Here is a 16308-nt window from a genome sequence, read left to right on the forward strand (position 1 = left end):
CCGGTCCCGCTGCTGCTTCGTCCTGGGCTCTGGTGGGAGCCGGTAGACGCCGTTAGAGTACCCTCATTTCTAGATCGTGCGCATGACGACGACGTTAAGGGGCTGGGCAGCGATGCGACTGGAGTCCACACCCGAACTCGAAGCGTTCCGGCGAGAGGTACGGGCCTTCGTCGCGGAGCACTCCCCCGGCGTCAAGACCCACTCCGGCGTACGCGCCCCCGAGCCCGCCCTGATGCCGGCCATCCGGGAGTGGACCGCGAAGCTGTACGAGGCCGGTCTCCTCGGCATCGACTGGCCCGCCGAGTACGGGGGCCGGCCCGACGCGCATCCCCTCGAACCGTTCGTCGTCGCCGAGGAGATCGCCCGCGCCCGCACCTGGCCACCGGTCGGCGCGGCCTCACTGGCCTCGGGTGCGCTGCTGGACTTCGGGACGGATGAACAGCGGGCGCGGTTCCTGCCGCGTATCCGGGGGTGCGTGGATGTGTGGTGCCAACTGTTCAGCGAGCCCGAGGCCGGGAGCGATCTGGCCTCGCTGCGGACGCGGGCACGGCTCGAAGGGGAGGGCGACGACGCGGTGTTCGTCGTCGACGGGCAGAAGGTGTGGACGACCAACGGGCAGCATGCCGACATGGGGTACCTGCTCGCCCGAACCGACGGTGACGCGCCCAAGCACAAGGGGATCACCGCGTTCGCGCTGGACATGCGCAGTCCGGGAGTCGACATCCGGCCCTTGCGGGAGATCACCGGGACCACCGACTTCAACGAGGTGTTCCTCGACGGGGTTCGGATTCCGGCCTCGAACGTCATCGGGCGGGTGAACGACGGATGGCGGGTCGCGATGAGCAGCCTCGGGCGCGAGCGGTCGGGGGTGGCCGCTCGGGGCGCCGAGTTGTTCGCCGTACTGGATGATCTGGTGCGGCTCGCGGGGGACGCGTTGGAGGACTCCGCGACGCGGCAGGTCGTCGGGGAGTTGGCTGCGCGGGTGCAGGTGAATGCGGCGATGGTTTCGCTTGCTCAGTCCCGGGTGCTGCACGGGACCGAGGGGGGTGTGGATGCGCTGCTCGGGAAGATCTTCTTCAGCGAGCTGAATCATGATCTGGCGGATTTCGGGGTTCGGTTGCAGGGGGTTGACGGGTTGCTTGTCGAGGGGGATGCGGGGGTTTTGGCGGGTGGGTGGTGGCAGGACGCGCATCTTTATTCGCGGGCGTTCACCATTGCTGGTGGGGCGAATGAGGTTTTGCGTACGCAGGTTGCCGAGCGGGGGTTGGGGTTGCCCCGCTAGACGCTCCGCGGGGGGACAAAAGGTCGTTTGGCGTCTGCTGCGCCGTCGTGGCTTGTCGCGCAGTTCCCCGCGCCCCTAAAAGCAAATGCCTCGCACCGCCCGCTGGGTCAGATCAGCTCGATGATCGTTGCGTTTGCTGTGCCGCCGCCTTCGCACATCGTCTGGAGGCCGTACCGCAGGTTCTGCTGGCGCATCCTTGCCAGGAGCCTCGTCATCAGGATGGCGCCCGAGCCGCCCAGCGGGTGGCCTACGCCTATCGCTCCGCCCAGGGGGTTCAGGCGGTCGGGGTCTGCGCCCGTTTCTGCCAGCCAGGCCAACGGGACTGGGGCGAAGGCCTCGTTGACCTCGTAGACGCCCATGTCCTCGATGGTCAGGCCGGATCGGCGCAGCACCTTTTCCGTCGCCGGGATCGGGCCCAGGAGCATGGTGATCGGGTCAGCGCCGCTCACCGCTCCCGTGTGGTAGCGGGCGATCGGGGTCAGGCCGAGGTCGCGGGCTCGTTCGGGGGTGGTGATCAGGAGGGCGGCGGCGCCGTCGGAGATCTGGGAGGCGTTGCCCGCGTGGATCACTCCGTCCTCCTTGAAGGACGGCTTGAGCTTGGCCAGGGTGTCGGGGGTCGTGCCGCGTCGTAGGCCCTCGTCCGTCGTGAACTTGGTGCCGTCCACCTCGATCGGCACGATGTGGTCGTCGAAGACACCCGCGTCGATCGCCGCCGCCGCCTTCGCGTGCGACTCCGAGGCGAACTCGTCCAGCCGGTGGCGGCTCAACTTCCAGCGTTCGGAGATGAGTTCGGCCCCTACGCCCTGGCTGAACTCGAAGCCGTCGTAGCGGGCGATGGCGGCGGGGCCGTACGGCTGTCCCGTGGTCCGGTGCGAGCCGAGCGGCACCCTGCTCATGGTCTCGACGCCGCCCGCGACCACCATGTCGTACTGGCCCGACATGACGGCGTGTGCGGCCTGGTCGACCGCCTGCTGGCTTGAGCCGCAGGCCCGGTTGACCGTGACGGCCGGGACGTGTTCGGGCCAACCGGCCGCGAGTACGGCGAAGCGGCCGACGTTGCTGGACTGGTCGCCGATCTGGGTGACACAGCCCCAGACCACGTCGTCCACCGTGCCGGGGTCGATGCCGGTGCGTTCGGCGAGGGCCTTGAGCACCTCGGCCGAGAGATCCGCCGCGTGCACCGAGGCCAGCGAGCCGTTGCGCTTGCCGATCGGGGTGCGTACGGCGTCCACGATGACGGCGTCTCGCATGACAACTCCCTTGTCAGTCGGTTTGGTTGAGTGGGTGGGTGGGTGCGGTCGGTTACCGCGTTCGCCCCGGTTGTTCCGGGAAGCTCACTCCCCAGTCCCGGAACACCTCTTGGGTGTCCGCGCCCACTGCCGGTGCCACCCGGCCCGCGCTCGAAGGCGTCGCCGAGAAGCGCGGCGCGGCGGCCGGCTGGACCACCCCGTCGCGGGTGAACAGGCTTGCGCGGGCGGCCAGATGGGGGTGGGCCGCCGCCTCGGTGAGGCTCAGTACGGGGGCCACGCACGCGTCGGTCCCCTCGAACAGTGCCGCCCACTCGTCCCGGGTGCGTTCCGCGAACCGCTTCTCCAGCAGTTGCCGCAGCTGTGGCCAGGTCGAGCGGTCGTGCTGGCGTTCCGGGTCGACGCCCAGGTCGAGCAGCTCGACCAGGCTGCGGTAGAACTTGCGCTCCAGGGCGCCGACGGCGACATGGCGGCCGTCCCGGGTCTCGTACACGGCGTAGAAGGGCCAGCCCCCGTCGAAACGGTTGACCCCGCGCTCGTCGGTCCACTCGTCGCGCGCGAGCTTGGCGAAGGTGCTGGCGAGGAGGTGGGCGGTGCCGTCGACGATCGCCGCGTCCACCACCTGGCCCCGGCCGGTGCGCTCGGCGGCGTGCAGGGCGGCCAGGACGCCGATCACCAGGTAGGCGCCGCCGCCCCCGAAGTCGCCGACGAGGTTGAGCGGGATCTGCGGCGGGCCGCCCGCCGCCCCCATCGCGCCGAGCGCGCCCGTCAGCGCGATGTAGGTGATGTCGTGTCCGGCGGCTGCCGCCAGCGGGCCCTCCTGGCCCCAGCCCGTCATCCGGCCGTAGACCAGACGGGGGTTGCGGGCCAGGCAGTCGTGCGGTCCGATGCCGAGCCGTTCGGTGACTCCGGGACGGAAGCCCTCGATCAACACGTCGGCACGTTCGATGAGTTGGAGGAGCCCGGCGGCCTCCGCCGGGTTCTTCAGGTCGAGTACCACCGACCGTTTTCCCCGGTTCAGGACGTCCGCCGGTCCGCCCGCGTCCGGTTCGGCCGCCCGTCCGGGGCGGTCCACCCGGACTACCTCCGCGCCCAGGTCGGCCAGCAGCATCCCGGCGAACGGGCCAGGTCCGATGCCGCCCAGTTCGACCACCCGGCAGCCGACCAGAGGCCCGGTTCCCGTTCCCGTCGTCATGGTCACACCCTCCCGACCCATGGCCAGATTACGGATACTTAATTCCCTGACCCTGCGTAGGTCGTGGTCAGCGGCCCTTCCAGACCGCCGCCCGCTTCTCCGCGAACGCGGCGGCCCCTTCCCGGGCGTCCTCCGACCGGAAGACGGGAGCGGCGATCTCGAACTGCCGCGTCCAGCCCTCCTCCAGCGTCCAGTCCGTCGCGTGGCTCGCGATCTCCTTCGTGGCCGCCACGGCGAGCGGTCCGTTGGCCGCGATCGTCGTGGCGAGGGCCAGGGCTCCTTCGAGCGAACCGCCCTCGTCCGTCAGCCGGTTGACGAGGCCGACCTCGGCCGCCCGTACGGCGGTGATCGGTTCGCCGGTCAGGAGGAGTTCCAGGGCGATGGCGTACGGGATGCGGCGCGGGAGCTGGAGGGCGGCGCCGGCGCGGGCGACCAGGGAGCGTCGTACCTCGGGAACGCCGAGTCGTGCCGTGCGGGAGGCGACCACCAGGTCGCAGGCCAGCAGGAGTTCGAAGCCGCCCGCCAGCGCCCAGCCCTCGACCGCCGCGACCAGCGGCTTGCGCGGCGGGGTGAGGGTGATGCCGCACAGGCCCCGGCCCTCGATCGCCGGTGACTCGCCCCGCAGCCACGCCTTGAGGTCCATCCCGGCCGAGAACGTGCCGCCGGCGCCCGTGAGCACGCCCGCCCGCAGGTCGTCCGACTCGTCCAACTCGTCGACCGCCGCCGCCACTCCGGCGGCCACCCCGGCGTCCAGGGCGTTCTTCACCGCCGGGCGGTTGATCGTGATGACCTGGACCGCGCCCCGGCGCTCCACCAACACCTCGTCCGACACGCCTACCTCCTCGAATCGTTCAACTGATCGCCGGTGACGGCGAATTGGGCCAGTTCATGGGCGACCATGCCGTCCAGGTCCGCGGCGGGCGGCGCCGGGAGTTCGACGGCGCGGTCGCGGGTCGGCAGCAGGACGACCGCCGTACCGGGCGTGGTCACCTCACCGCGCTGGTTCTCGCACCGCACCTCGATGTGCACCTCGGCCCGCCCGTCCACCCGCCGCTTGTCGACGACCGTGCCGCGCACCCAGGTGGTGTCGCCGAGGTAGTTGAACTTGCGGTGCTCGCACCGGAGTCGCCACAGCCAGCCGTCGTCGCCGATCCAGTCGGTGAGCAGATGGCACAGCCAGGTCTCGCGCATCCCGCCGTAGTCGTACGGGTTCGGCAGTCCGAGTTCCTTCGCCCGTGCGGGTTCCCAGTGCAGGCGTTGCACGGTGTCCGGGATGTTCATGGGGTTCGGCGGATACAGTCCCGGGGCCTTGCGGCGGACGCGGGCGGCGATCCCGAAGGCGCCGGGCGGGGTGAGCTGCATCCCCCAGCCCAGATGCCAGACGACCACGTCCGTGGTGGTGAGCGGTCCCTTCACCCGGGGCTGGAGTTCGTCGCCGATCTCGACGTCCTCCCAGTGGCGGGGTTCGGCACCGCGCCGGGTCTCGGCCGCGTAGGCGGCGTCGATCTCCGCCAACTGGTCTGCTGTGTACGGCTCTTGGGCGAGGTGTTCCTTGGCGCGCTTCTTCGACGTGTGCCGTTCGGCGTTGATCCAGGTGCCCCGGCGCAGGGCGTGCATCTCGCCGCGCCCGTTGGCGTAGAGGTAGTCCTTGACGACGTGTGCCGTGCGTCCGCCGAAGCGGCTGGGCTTGAGGTTGACGCCCACCTGGGTCTGCAACACCCGGCAGCGGTCGCCGAGTTGCAGCGGGCGCCACCACTCGAACTCCATCACCGCCTGGTAGGAGCCGAGCCCGGCGAAGGGGTCGCCCCTGAGCAGTGCCTTGGTCTCCGGGTCCGGCTTCGGGGCCGCGTCCTCGCCCATCGTGTAGAGGAAGGTGGGCGGCGCGACGAGCGCGCCCCAGCGGGTGCGGGCCGCGTGGTCCGGGTCGCAGTACAGGGGGTTGTCGTCGCCGTAGCCGTACGCGAAGTGGCGTACGCCGTCCCAGGTCACCTCGTAGTTGTGCGGGGGGTTGTGCTGGGGCTGCGGGACGCCGAGGCGGCGCCGGGAGCGCTCGACCGCCTCGTCGGTGAGTACGCCGAACCGCTCGGCGGGCTTGTCCGCGGTGTCCGCCGTGTCCGTGACTCCCGTACCCGTCATCGCTGTTCCTCCTTGACGCGCTGCTGCTGTGCGAGCCGGGCGCGGACCAGTTCCAGCAGGTCCACGCGGCTGACCTTGCTCGACGGGGTCCGGGGCAGGTCGTCGACGACGACGATGTGCGCCGGGACCTCGTACGGGGTGAGCCGGGAGCGGCAGAGGGCGACGAGGTCCTCGATGTCCGGGGCGGCCAGGCCCGGTTCGGGCTCGACCGCCGCGACCGGTATCTCGCCGAGCCTCGGGTCCGGCAGCCCGGCGACGGCCGCCTCGCGGACGGCGGGGTGGGACTCCAGGACGCGCCGCACGGTCTCCGGCTGGACCTTGAAGCCGCCGCGGATGATGGCGTCGTCCGCGCGGCCCTCGATCCACACGAACCGGTCGGCGTCGATCCGGGCGAGGTCGCTGGTCCGGGTCCAGGCCCGGCCGCCCCGGGTGCTCTGCTCGGTACGGACCTCAAGGCGTCCCGGCCTGCCGAGGGGCAGTTCGGCGCCGTCCTCGCCGGTCACCCTCAACTCGACGCCGTCGAAGGCGCGTCCGGCGCTGCCCGCCTTCCGCCGCCACCAGTGCTCGTGCAACGGGAGCGTCCAGCCGACCACCGCTCCGGCGAACTCCGTCGCCCCGTAGGTCATCAGGACGGGGATGCCGTAGGTGCGGAAGAACGCGTCGGCGAGTTCCGCCGGGCAGGGCGCGGTGCCTGAGGTGACGACCTGGAGGCTCGCCAGCCGTTCCTTCGGGACACCGGAGTCGAGTACGGAGCGGATGGCGGCCGGTACGAGGCTCGCCGCCCGCAGTCCGTGCCGTTCGACCGCGCTCACCCAGGGTTCGACGGCGAACTTGGGCATCAGCAGCATCCGGCGGCCGGTCGCGAGGCAGGCGAGCGCCCGCCACAGGCCGCTGATGTGCACGAGCGGGGTGGCCACCAGCGCCGCCGAACGGGACAGCAGGCGGGCGTCCTTCGGGGTCTGGCCGCCGGAGACGAGGGCCTGGTCGAGCTGGCCGATGCGCAGGTGTACGCGTTTCGGGGGGCCGGTGGTGCCCGAGGTGAGCATCTCGACGGCGACGTCGGGGCCGGCCGGGGGTGCCTCGGTGTCCGCAGCGCCGCCCGCGAGCTTGACGATGCCGTCGGGGCCGGCCTGCAGAGCGGCGCCCCGGGCGGTCACCGTGCTCAACACGCCCTCGCGGGCCAGGACTTCGGCCCCGGCGACGACGACGGGCGGCGCGCAGCGCGCGATGTCGGCGGCGAGCCGGGCCGCGGGCTGCAGGGGGCTCAGCATCACCAGGCACCGGCCGGAGCCGATCACCGCGGCGACCACGGCCACTTGCTCGGGCCGGTTCTCCAGAACGACACCGACGCGGGCGCCGACGGGCAGCCCGAGCGCGTCGAGCGCGTCGACCACGCCGCGCGCGGTGTCCTGGAGTTGGCCCCAGGTCCACCAGTCGCCCTCGTACTCGATCGCCTCGGCGTCGGCGGGTGCCTCGGTCAGCAGCCGGGACAGGCGGTCGCGAATTCCCACGGAGCAGCCTTTCCTGAAGGGGGGTCAGATGCCGGCCAGGTCGGCCAGCCGGGCCCGGTGCTCGGCCGGGCTGCCGAAGAGCTGCTCCGACGACTTCGCGCGCTTCAGATACAGATGCGCGTCGTGCTCCCACGTGTAGCCGATGCCGCCGTGGAGCTGGATGTTCTCCTTGGCCGCATGAGTGAAGGCGTTGGCGCAGTAGGCGGCGGCGAGCGCGGCGGACACCGGCAGTTCGGCCGGTTCCCCGGCGGCCACGGCCAGCGCGCGGTAGGCGGCCGAGCGGGCGGCCTCGACCTGGAGCAGTGTGTCGGCGCACTTGTGCTTGACCGCCTGGAACGACCCGATGGGACGCCCGAACTGGATCCGGACCTTGGCGTACTCCACCGAGGCGTCCAGGCAGGCCTGCGCCCCGCCGACCTGTTCGGCGGCCAGCGCGACGACCACGCGGTCGACGACCGTACGGAGGTACTCGGTGGCGTCGCCCGGTGGGCCCACCCGCACGGCGAGCGCGCCGTCGAGGTCGATCCGGGCCAGGCGTCGGGTCGGGTCGAGCGTCTCCAGCCGGGTGCGGGTGACCCCGGGCGCGGTGCCGTCGACGGCGAACAGACCGGGGCCGGTGTCCGCGCGGGCCACGATCAGGAGCAGGTCGGCGCTGTGGCCGTCGATCACGAACATCTTGGTGCCCGACACCCGCCAGTGCGCCGCGTCGGCGGTCGCCGAGGCCGCGACGTCCTCGACGCGCCACGACCCGCCCGCCTCGGCGAGCGCGAGGGTGCCGGTCAGCGAGCCGTCGGCGATGCCGGGCAGCCAGCGGGCCTTCGCCGAGTCGTCGCCGGACGCGGCGAGGGCCTGGCCCGCGAGGGCGACGGTGGCGAAGTACGGGGAGGGCAGCAGGGTCCGCCCCAGTTCCTCCATGACGATGCCCAACTCGACCGGGCCGCCGCCCGATCCGCCGTACTCCTCCGGCAACGCGAGGCCGTGCAGGCCGAGTTGGTCCGCCATCTGCCGCCAGAGCGCCGGATCGTGACCCTGCTCGGACTCCATCGAGCGGCGTACCGCCTCGCTCGGCGCCTTGTCCGCGAGGAAGCGGCGCAGCGTCGAACGAAGCTCCTCCTGCTCCTCGTCGAAAGTGGCGAAGGTGGTGTCGGTGGTGGTGAACGTCGGTGCCACGGGTGGTTCATCCGTCCCTGTGGGGTGTCTTCGACCGCAGGTACTCGGCGAAGTCCGGCATCCGGGCGCGGTCTACGATCTCGATGCGCAGGCCCGACGGCGCCAGGTGGTACGCAAAGATCGAGAGCGTACCGTCGGGGACCGCGCAGGCCTCCAGCTCGAAGCCCGCTTCCGTCAGCCGCTTGGACGTCGTCGGGAGGTCGTCGCAGAAGTAGCCGAGATGGTGGGTCGCCATGTGCCCGGTCGCCGTCCAGGGTGTGCCCGGGATCTCCTGGGCGAGTTCGATGTGCGGGGCGTCGAGCGAGTAGGTCCAGCGGAGGCTGAGCACCCTTTCGCCATCGGCCATGCGCACCGGCAGTTCGGCGGTCATGGTCTCGGTCCAGCGGTAGCCCGCGACCTCGGTCAGCCGGGCCTTCCACCCGTCGACGTCCCGGACCACGATCCCCGTGTGGTAGAGGTCGGCCGCGGCGAGCGGGCTGTCCGTCGCGCCGCTCACCAGGTGAGCCGCAACTGCTTGACGCCGTACATGTTGCCGTGCGCTTCGAGGCTCTGGCCGGGCTCGATCTCGTAGTCGGGGATGCGCCGGTGCCACTCCTCGATCGCCACGTTGAGTTCGAGGCGGGCGAGGTGCGAGCCGAGGCAGCGGTGCGGGCCGGAGCCGAAGGCGATGTGGTTGGTGGTCTCGCGGTGCAGGTCGACCTCCAGCGGGTTGTCGTACCGTCCGGGGTCGCGGTTGGTGACGGCGACCGGGAGCATCACCATGTCGCCGGACCGGACCGGGCAGCCGCCGATCTCGACGTCCCGGGTGGCCTTGCGGGCGGGCACGACGGGCGAGTACACGCGCAGGATCTCCTCGACGGCCGTGGAGATGAGCGCGGGGTTGGCGACGATCGCCTTGCGCTGCTCGGGGTGGGTGGCGAAGTGGTAGAACGACCAGCCGACCGAGATCGGCACGGTGTCGAAGCCGGCCTGGAAGAACAGGACGCAGAACGCGTGCATGTCCCGGTCGCTGATCTTCTCGCCGTCGATCGTCCAGGTCATCGCCTGTGACAGCAGGTCGTCGCGGGGGGCCTCGCGGCGCAGGGCGATCTGCTCCTCGAAGTACTGCGACACGGCGGTCATGGCCGCCAACTGCCGCTGTCCTTGGGGGTCTTCGCTGTAGGTGAGATGCAGCAGATCGTGGGTCCAGTGGAGGAACTGGCCGAGGTCCTCCTCGGGCAGACCCATCAGGTCCATGAAGATCCGGGTCGGGTACTGGCGGGCGAAGGCGTCGAGGACATCGGCGCTTCCGGCGTCCTTCAGACCGTCGATGAGTTCGCCGGCGATCCTGCGGAACTTGGGCTCGTCGGCGGCGGCGGCCTTCGGCGAGAAGTGCTTGCCCAGCAGCCGCCGCCACTCGGTGTGGTGGGGCGGGTCCAGCATCTCCGGAATCCACAGGAACTTCGGATTCGGGTTGAGGACCGTCACCGACTCACTGGAGAACGTCCGCCAGTCCTGGAGCGCCCGCTGGATCGCCTCGCTCTCGGTGACGACCCAGTACCCCTGCGCGATGGTGCTGCGAAACCCCGAGTGGGTGCCGGCCAGTTCGTCCCAGCGCCGCTGATGGCTGAGGACCGGCCCGCTGAGCCGGTTGTCGAAGTGGTAGGCGGGCACTCCGTCGTGGGTTCCGTCGGGTTCGAGCGTCGTACTCATCACGGCTCCTCTCGTCGTACGTTCGTCACGTCGTCCATCGGTCGCGCGGTACGGGCGTTCAGGTCGCCGCGCCCTCGATCTTGAGCTGGATCAGCTCCTCCTCGCCGAGGCCGAGCGAGCGCAGGACGTCGTCGGTGTGCTCCGCGAACTGGGGCGCCCGGGTCAGCACGGCCGGCGTCTCGTCGAACTGGACGGGATTGGCGATGAGTTCACGCTCGACCCCGTCGGCGTCCACGACCGGCGCGATCAGACCGTTGGCGCGCAGCGCGGGGTCCTGGCCGACCTCCCAGGCACTCTGCACGGCCGCCCACTGCCCCTCTCCCCGGGAGAGGATCTCGACCCACTCCTCGTACGGGCGGGACGCGATGAGCCCGGCGACGATCTCGGCGGCGTCGGCGGCGTTCGCCATCAACTTCTCGGTGCTGTCGAAGCGTTCGTCACGGGCGAGTTCCTCGCGCCCGGCCAGCTTGCAGAACTCGGCCCAGTAGCGGCCGGGTTGGAGCATCGACAGCTCGATCCAGCGGCCGTCCGAGGTGCGGTAGGCGCCGATGAGAGGGTTGGTGGCCGAGCCGTACCGGGGCGGGGTGTTCACCGGCAGCGGACCGTTGTTCATCAGCGCCATGTTGACCGTGAACTGCGTCGCCCAGGCGCCGACACCGATCAACGACACGTCCACGACGGAGGGTTCACCGGTGGTGGCGCGGGAGTAGAGAGCGGCGGCGATGCCTCCGGCGATGGTCATGCCGCCCATCGAGTCGCCGTACGCACCGGCGGGCATCCGGCTCATCCGGTCCGCGCCGGGCGGGGTGACACCGGCGGCGCTGCCACCGCGCGCCCAGAAGGCGGTGCTGTCGTAGCCGCCCTTGCCCGCCTCCTCGCCACGGGCGCCGAAGCCGCTGCCCCGGACGTAGATGATGTCGGGGTTGACGGCCCGGACGTCCTCGACGTCGATGCGCAGCTTGGCCCGCGCGCCGGGCAGGAAGTTCGTCAGGAACACGTCGCTCGTGCGGATCAGTTCGTCCAGCACCCGGCGCGCGGACGGCTTCTCCAGGGCGAGGCCGACGCTGCGTTTGCCGCGGTTGGGCCCCTCCATGATCGGGAAGAACGACGAACCCTTGCTGACGGCCTCGTACCCGAGAACACGCACCAGACCGCGCTGGCCGTCACCCCGTTCGGCGTGCTCGACCTTGATCACGTCGGCGCCCCAGTCCGCGAGCACGGCGCCCGCCGCCGGGACGAAGGTGAACTGTGCGACCTCAAGGACCCGCACACCTTCCATGGGCCTCTGCATCGGACCAACTCCTCCGAGCCTGAACGCTCCTTGACACCCAAGAACCCTATTGCGCATACCCAATCAGCGAAGAACGGGCTTCAGTATGGACCGAGGGCCGTAAAAAGTATACTGTTTTCGTCATGCTGGATTTCTCGATCGAACCCGATTTCCAGGCCAAGCTGGACTGGGCGACGACCTTCGTACGCGAGGAGGTCGAGCCGCTCGACCTCCTGTTCCCCCATGGGGGCGACCCGTACGACACCCGCAACGAGAAGGCCCGCGCGATCCTGCGGCCTCTCCAGGACCAGGTCCGCGAGCAGGGCCTGTGGGCCTGCCATCTCGGCCCCGAGCTGGGCGGCGCGGGGTATGGCCAGGTCAAACTCGCGTACCTCAACGAGATCCTGGGCCGCTCCTACTGGGCCCCGACCGTCTTCGGCACCGCCGCCCCGGACACCGGGAACGCCGAGATCCTCGCCATGTTCGGCACGGAGGAGCAGAAGGCCCGCTATCTGCGCCCCCTGCTCGACGGCGACATCGTCTCCACGTTCTCGATGACCGAGCCGCAGGCCGGCGCCGACCCCAAGGAGTTCGTCTGCCGCGCCCGGCGCGACGGCGACGAGTGGGTCATCGACGGGGAGAAGTGGTTCTCGTCCAACGCCCGGTACGCGGCCTTCCTCATCGTCATGGCCGTCACCGACCCGGACGCGCCGCCGCACGCCCGGATGTCGATGTTCATCGTGCCCGCCGAGACCCCGGGCATCGAGATCAGGCGCAACGTCGGCACGATGGACGAGCGCGACAACCTCGACGAGGGCATCCACGCCTACATCCGCTACGACCAGGTCCGCGTCCCCCTCGACGCCATGCTCGGCGGCCCGGGCGAAGGCTTCAAGGTCGCGCAGGCGCGACTCGGCGGGGGCCGGGTGCATCACGCGATGCGTACGGTCGGCAAGTGCACACGTGCCTTCGACATGATGTGCGAGCGGGCGCTGTCCCGGCGTACGCAGGGCGCGCTGCTCGCGGAGAAGCAGGCGGTGCAGCAGTTCATCGCGGACTCCTGGGTGGAGTTGCAGCAGTTCCGGCTGCTCGTGCTGCACACCGCGTGGATCATCGACACGCAGCCGCACGGCGCAGCCCGTACGCAGATCGCGATGTGCAAGGTCCAGACGGCGAAGGTGCTGCACGACGTCATCCAACGGGCCCTGCATGTGCACGGCTCGCTCGGCACGACGAACGAACTGCCGCTCGCCAAGTGGTGGATGGCCGCACCGAACCTGGCCCTCGCGGACGGGCCCACCGAGGTGCACCGGACGACGATCGCCAAGGGACTGCTGAGGAACTACCGGCCGGCGGAGGGGCTGTTCCCGAGCGAGCACATTCCGCCGAAGCGGGAGGCCGCGCGTAAGCGGTACGCGCACATCGTGGAGGACGAGAACCTGGCGGGGCGGGCGGACATATGAGCGATGGTCTGTTCGACCTGACCGGCAAGGTCGCGCTCGTCACCGGCGGCAGCCGGGGGCTGGGGCGCGAGATGGTGCTGGCCTTCGCCGCCGCCGGGGCCGATGTGGTGATCGCCAGCCGGAAGATGGACGCGTGCGAGGCGGTGGCCTCGGAGGTACGTGAGTTGGGGCGGCGCGCTTTCCCGGTCGCCGCGCATGTGGGGCACTGGGGGGACCTCGGGCTGCTGGTCGACGCGGCGTACGGGGAGTTCGGGAAGGTCGACGTCCTCGTCAACAACGCGGGGATGTCGCCTCTGGCGCCGTCTTCCGCCGGGACCAGTGAGGAACTGTTCGACAAGGTCATCGGGGTCAACTTCAAAGGGCCTTTTCGGCTTGCCTCGTTGGTCGGGGAGCGGATGGCCGAGGGGGGTGGGGGGTCGATCATCAACGTCTCGTCGTCGGGGGCGTTGTTCCCTCAGCCTCGGTTCGGGCCGTATGCGGGGGCGAAGGCCGCGTTGAACGCGCTGACCACTGTGTTCGCCTTGGAGTACGGGCCTACGGTGCGCGTCAATACGATCTCGGCGGGGCCGTTTCTGACGGATGTCTCCAAGGCGTGGTCCGAGGAGAAGCGGCAGGTCACTCGTAGTGCGGTGGGGCGGCCTGGGCGGCCGGAGGAGATCGTCGGGACGGCGCTCTATCTTGCGAGTGACGCTTCCAGCTATACGACCGGCGCCTTGATTCGGGTCGATGGTGGGTTGTATTGAGTCCTGCGGTCGGTGGGGGCCGGTCGCGCAGTTCCCCCGCGCCCCTAGGCGAGCAGGTGTGAAGCCTCGTTCAGAAGTACCGGGAGTGCTGGGAGCATTCGCTGGTGCATGTCGGTCAAGTGGGCTGCTTTTCTGCCCCGCTTGATCAACAGGGCCGTTGCCGCCGACTCCTTGTACTTCGTCAGGGCCTCGAACCACCGCAGGTCCGGGAGGCGTTCGCCTCGGGTCTCCTCGTACACGTCGATGAGTTCGGCCTTGGTGGGCATTCCCGTCGGTTCGTTCGACGGGGATGCCGGGTGGTGGGCCTCGTCCGTGAAGAAGGTCAGCCAGGTGATGTCGACCCGGGGGTCGCCCAGTGCCCAGATCTCCCAGTCGATCACCGCGTTGACCGAGTCCGTGTCGCACAGGGTGTTCCCCAGGCGGTAGTCGCCGTGGGTGAACGCCGGCATCATCGCCGGTGGCATCGTCTCGCGCAGACGTTCCGCCACCTTCTCGTAGCCGGTGCGGAGGTCCTCGGGGACCGTCGTGAACGCCCTTGTCCAGCGGTCTATTTCGGCGCCCGGGGTGACAACCGGCTCCACCGCCAGGGGAGTTCGCTTGGGGTCGGCCCGGTGCAGGTGGGCCAGCATGCGGGCCGCGTCGAGGGCGCGGGCCCGTACCTGGGCCGGGGGCAGGGTGCCGCGCGGGACCAGTATCGGCTCCACACAGTCCCCGGGCACCAACTCCATGGCCACGAACGGCTGATGGACCGGCGGGGTGCCCTTCTCCCAGAACAGCACCTGCGGTACCCGTACGCCGGGTACGCCCGCCAGTACCTGCATCAGCCGCGCCTGGCGCAGTACGTCGCGGTTGCGGACCGGTTCCAGGCCGGGCGGGGCCACCTTGAGGACCACGCGCTCGTGTTCGGCGGGGACGCCGGACAGTTCGGCCACGTAGGTGAGGCTCGACGTGCCGCCGGTGAGCGGCTCGACCGACCTCACCGTGCCCTCGGGGGCCCAGGAGCGCAGCGCGGCGGCCGTGCGCCGCGTCAACTCCGGTATGGGGTCAGTGCTGTTGGCGACGGTGCTCATGGACCGGTCTCTCATCCCTGTCGGCCGACGGTCTCGGCGGTCAGCGCCGCCACGATGTCCCGGCGGACGAGCTTGCCTGTCGGGGTACGGGGCAGTTCGGGCCAGCGGGTGATGCGCTCAGGCGTCTTCGAGCCGCGCAGCGTGCCGCGTACCTGCGCGCGCAACTCCCCGGCGTCGATCTCGGCGCCGTCGCGGACCACGACCACGGCCTCGATCCGCTGGCCCCACTCCTCGTCCGGGACGCCGACGACGACCGCGTCCAGCACGTCCGGGTGGCACAGCAGGACGTCCTCGATCTCGGCGGGCGCGATGTTCTCGGCGCCCCGGATGATCGTGTCGTCGGCCCTGCCCTCGATGTGGAGATAGCCGTCGGCGTCGACCCTGCCCTGGTCGCGGGTGTGGAAGAAGCCGCGCTCGTCGACCGCCGAGCCCTGACCGGCGTACTCCCCCGAGACCTGCTCGCCGCGCACCCAGATCTGCCCGGTCTCGCCGGGCGCCGCCACCGCGCCGTACGCGTCCCGGACCTCCAACTCGACGCCCGGCACCGGCAGTCCGGCCGACCCGAGCCGGGCCCGTACGGCGGGATCGTCGCTCGCGACGGCCGTACGGTGCTCCTGCGGGCCCAGGATGGTGATCGTGGACGAGGTCTCCGTCAGCCCGTAGGCGTTCACGAAGTCGATGTGCGGCCAGGTGCGCAGCGCGGTCTCGATCACCCGTACGGGCATCCGGGCGCCGCCGTACGCGAGCGCGCGAAGCGAGGGCACCGACCGGTCGAGGCCGTCCGTGTCCATGATCCGGGCGAGCATCGTGGGCACCACCATCGCGTTGGTGATGCCCTGTCGGCGTACGAGGTCCAGCCAGGACTCCGGGGTGAACTGGTCGAGGCACAGGGCGCGGCGCCCGGCGTAGAGGTTGGTGAGGATGTTGGAGACGGCGGCGATGTGGTAGGGCGGCACGCTCACGAGGGCCGCTTCCTCCGGGCCCGCGCCGGCGAACTCCACCGTGCCGAGTACGTACGACACGAGGTTGTGGTGGCGCAGGACGACGCCCTTCGGGGTCGACGTCGTGCCGCTCGTGTAGATGAGGACCGCCGGGGAGCCGGGCGGCGACGCCGGGTCCTCGTCCTCCGGGGAGGCGGTCGCCTCCGCTGCCTCCTTGAGCCACTCGGCCGGGCTCCGTACCGCCAGTCCCGCCCTGCGCAGTGCCTCGCCGTGTTCCTCGTCGGCGATGCCCAGGGCGCGGGGGTGGTTGGACAGCAGGGCGGCCAACTGGGCTTCGCCGAGGCGGTAGTTGACCGGGATCAGTGGGACTCCGGCGCGGGCTGCGGCGAACAGGGCGACCGGGAGGGCCGGGCCGTTCACCGCCAGGTAGACGATCGCGTCGGCCTCGGCCGCGCGCACCGACCCGGCTCCGCCGGCGGCCAGTTCGCGCAGACGTGGGGCGGTCAGGCCGTCGTCCGTGCGGCCGATCACGATCCGGTCGCCGAAGCCCTCGGCGGCCATGTCCAGCAGCATCGATATGTTCATGGG

The 16308-nt window shown here is 70.8% G+C and carries 14 protein-coding genes; 3 read left to right on the plus strand and 11 right to left on the minus strand.

Annotation, left to right across the window (positions count from 1 at the left end; genetic code table 11):
* The first annotated feature begins 82 nt into the window (after window positions 1-82).
* Window positions 83-1282 (plus strand): acyl-CoA dehydrogenase family protein, encoded by a 1200-nt coding sequence (locus tag CW359_RS23655; RefSeq protein ID WP_232838554.1) that lies wholly within the window; start codon window positions 83-85, stop codon window positions 1280-1282.
* Window positions 1283-1389: 107 nt separating this feature from the next.
* Here CW359_RS23655 and CW359_RS23660 read toward each other — a convergent pair whose 3' ends face one another.
* From CW359_RS23660 to CW359_RS23700, 9 genes are all read right to left on the minus strand, one after another.
* The gene (locus CW359_RS23660; protein WP_105972107.1) at window positions 1390-2532 is read right to left on the minus strand and encodes a thiolase family protein; all 1143 of its coding nucleotides are present in this window, start codon (window positions 2530-2532) and stop codon (window positions 1390-1392) included.
* A gap of 52 nt (window positions 2533-2584) precedes the next feature.
* Window positions 2585-3724, minus strand: coding sequence for a CaiB/BaiF CoA transferase family protein (locus CW359_RS23665; protein ID WP_105972108.1), 1140 nt, complete (start codon window positions 3722-3724; stop codon window positions 2585-2587).
* A gap of 67 nt (window positions 3725-3791) precedes the next feature.
* Window positions 3792-4556 carry a crotonase/enoyl-CoA hydratase family protein gene (locus CW359_RS23670; protein ID WP_105972109.1) on the minus strand — a complete coding sequence of 255 codons (765 nt, stop codon included), beginning with the start codon at window positions 4554-4556 and terminating at the stop codon, window positions 3792-3794.
* A 2-nt stretch (window positions 4557-4558) separates the two neighbouring features.
* Complete coding sequence (locus CW359_RS23675) at window positions 4559-5860, minus strand: FAS1-like dehydratase domain-containing protein (RefSeq protein ID WP_105972110.1); 1302 nt, start codon at window positions 5858-5860, stop codon at window positions 4559-4561.
* The gene (locus CW359_RS23680) at window positions 5857-7371 is read right to left on the minus strand and encodes a class I adenylate-forming enzyme family protein (protein WP_105972111.1); all 1515 of its coding nucleotides are present in this window, start codon (window positions 7369-7371) and stop codon (window positions 5857-5859) included. Before CW359_RS23680 ends, CW359_RS23675 begins: the two co-directional genes overlap by 4 nt.
* 24 nt (window positions 7372-7395) lie before the next feature.
* Window positions 7396-8541 (minus strand): acyl-CoA dehydrogenase family protein, encoded by a 1146-nt coding sequence (locus tag CW359_RS23685; RefSeq protein WP_105972112.1) that lies wholly within the window; start codon window positions 8539-8541, stop codon window positions 7396-7398.
* A gap of 7 nt (window positions 8542-8548) precedes the next feature.
* Window positions 8549-9037, minus strand: a complete 489-nt coding sequence (locus tag CW359_RS23690) for a VOC family protein (RefSeq protein ID WP_105972113.1) — start codon at window positions 9035-9037, stop codon at window positions 8549-8551.
* A complete protein-coding gene (locus CW359_RS23695; RefSeq protein WP_105972114.1) occupies window positions 9034-10233 on the minus strand; it encodes a cytochrome P450 in 1200 nt (399 codons plus the stop codon). Before CW359_RS23695 ends, CW359_RS23690 begins: the two co-directional genes overlap by 4 nt.
* A 58-nt stretch (window positions 10234-10291) precedes the next feature.
* A complete protein-coding gene (locus CW359_RS23700) occupies window positions 10292-11524 on the minus strand; it encodes a CaiB/BaiF CoA transferase family protein (protein ID WP_198655355.1) in 1233 nt (410 codons plus the stop codon).
* A gap of 122 nt (window positions 11525-11646) precedes the next feature.
* Between CW359_RS23700 and CW359_RS23705 the strand changes: the two genes are divergently transcribed.
* Entirely contained in the window at window positions 11647-12966 is a 1320-nt protein-coding gene (locus CW359_RS23705) for an acyl-CoA dehydrogenase family protein (protein ID WP_105972116.1), read from the plus strand.
* Window positions 12963-13709 (plus strand): SDR family NAD(P)-dependent oxidoreductase, encoded by a 747-nt coding sequence (locus tag CW359_RS23710; protein ID WP_105972117.1) that lies wholly within the window; start codon window positions 12963-12965, stop codon window positions 13707-13709. Before CW359_RS23705 ends, CW359_RS23710 begins: the two co-directional genes overlap by 4 nt.
* Before the next feature lie 44 nt (window positions 13710-13753).
* On the opposite strand, the gene CW359_RS23715 is transcribed toward CW359_RS23710, so the two are convergent.
* Together CW359_RS23715 and CW359_RS23720 are read right to left on the minus strand one after the other, a co-directional pair.
* Window positions 13754-14779 carry a phosphotransferase family protein gene (locus CW359_RS23715; protein WP_105972118.1) on the minus strand — a complete coding sequence of 342 codons (1026 nt, stop codon included), beginning with the start codon at window positions 14777-14779 and terminating at the stop codon, window positions 13754-13756.
* 11 nt (window positions 14780-14790) lie between these two features.
* Window positions 14791-16305 (minus strand): class I adenylate-forming enzyme family protein, encoded by a 1515-nt coding sequence (locus CW359_RS23720; RefSeq protein ID WP_105972119.1) that lies wholly within the window; start codon window positions 16303-16305, stop codon window positions 14791-14793.
* Window positions 16306-16308: the final 3 nt, after the last annotated feature.

This window comes from Streptomyces geranii (genome assembly GCF_002954775.1).
Classification (GTDB): domain Bacteria; phylum Actinomycetota; class Actinomycetes; order Streptomycetales; family Streptomycetaceae; genus Streptomyces; species Streptomyces geranii.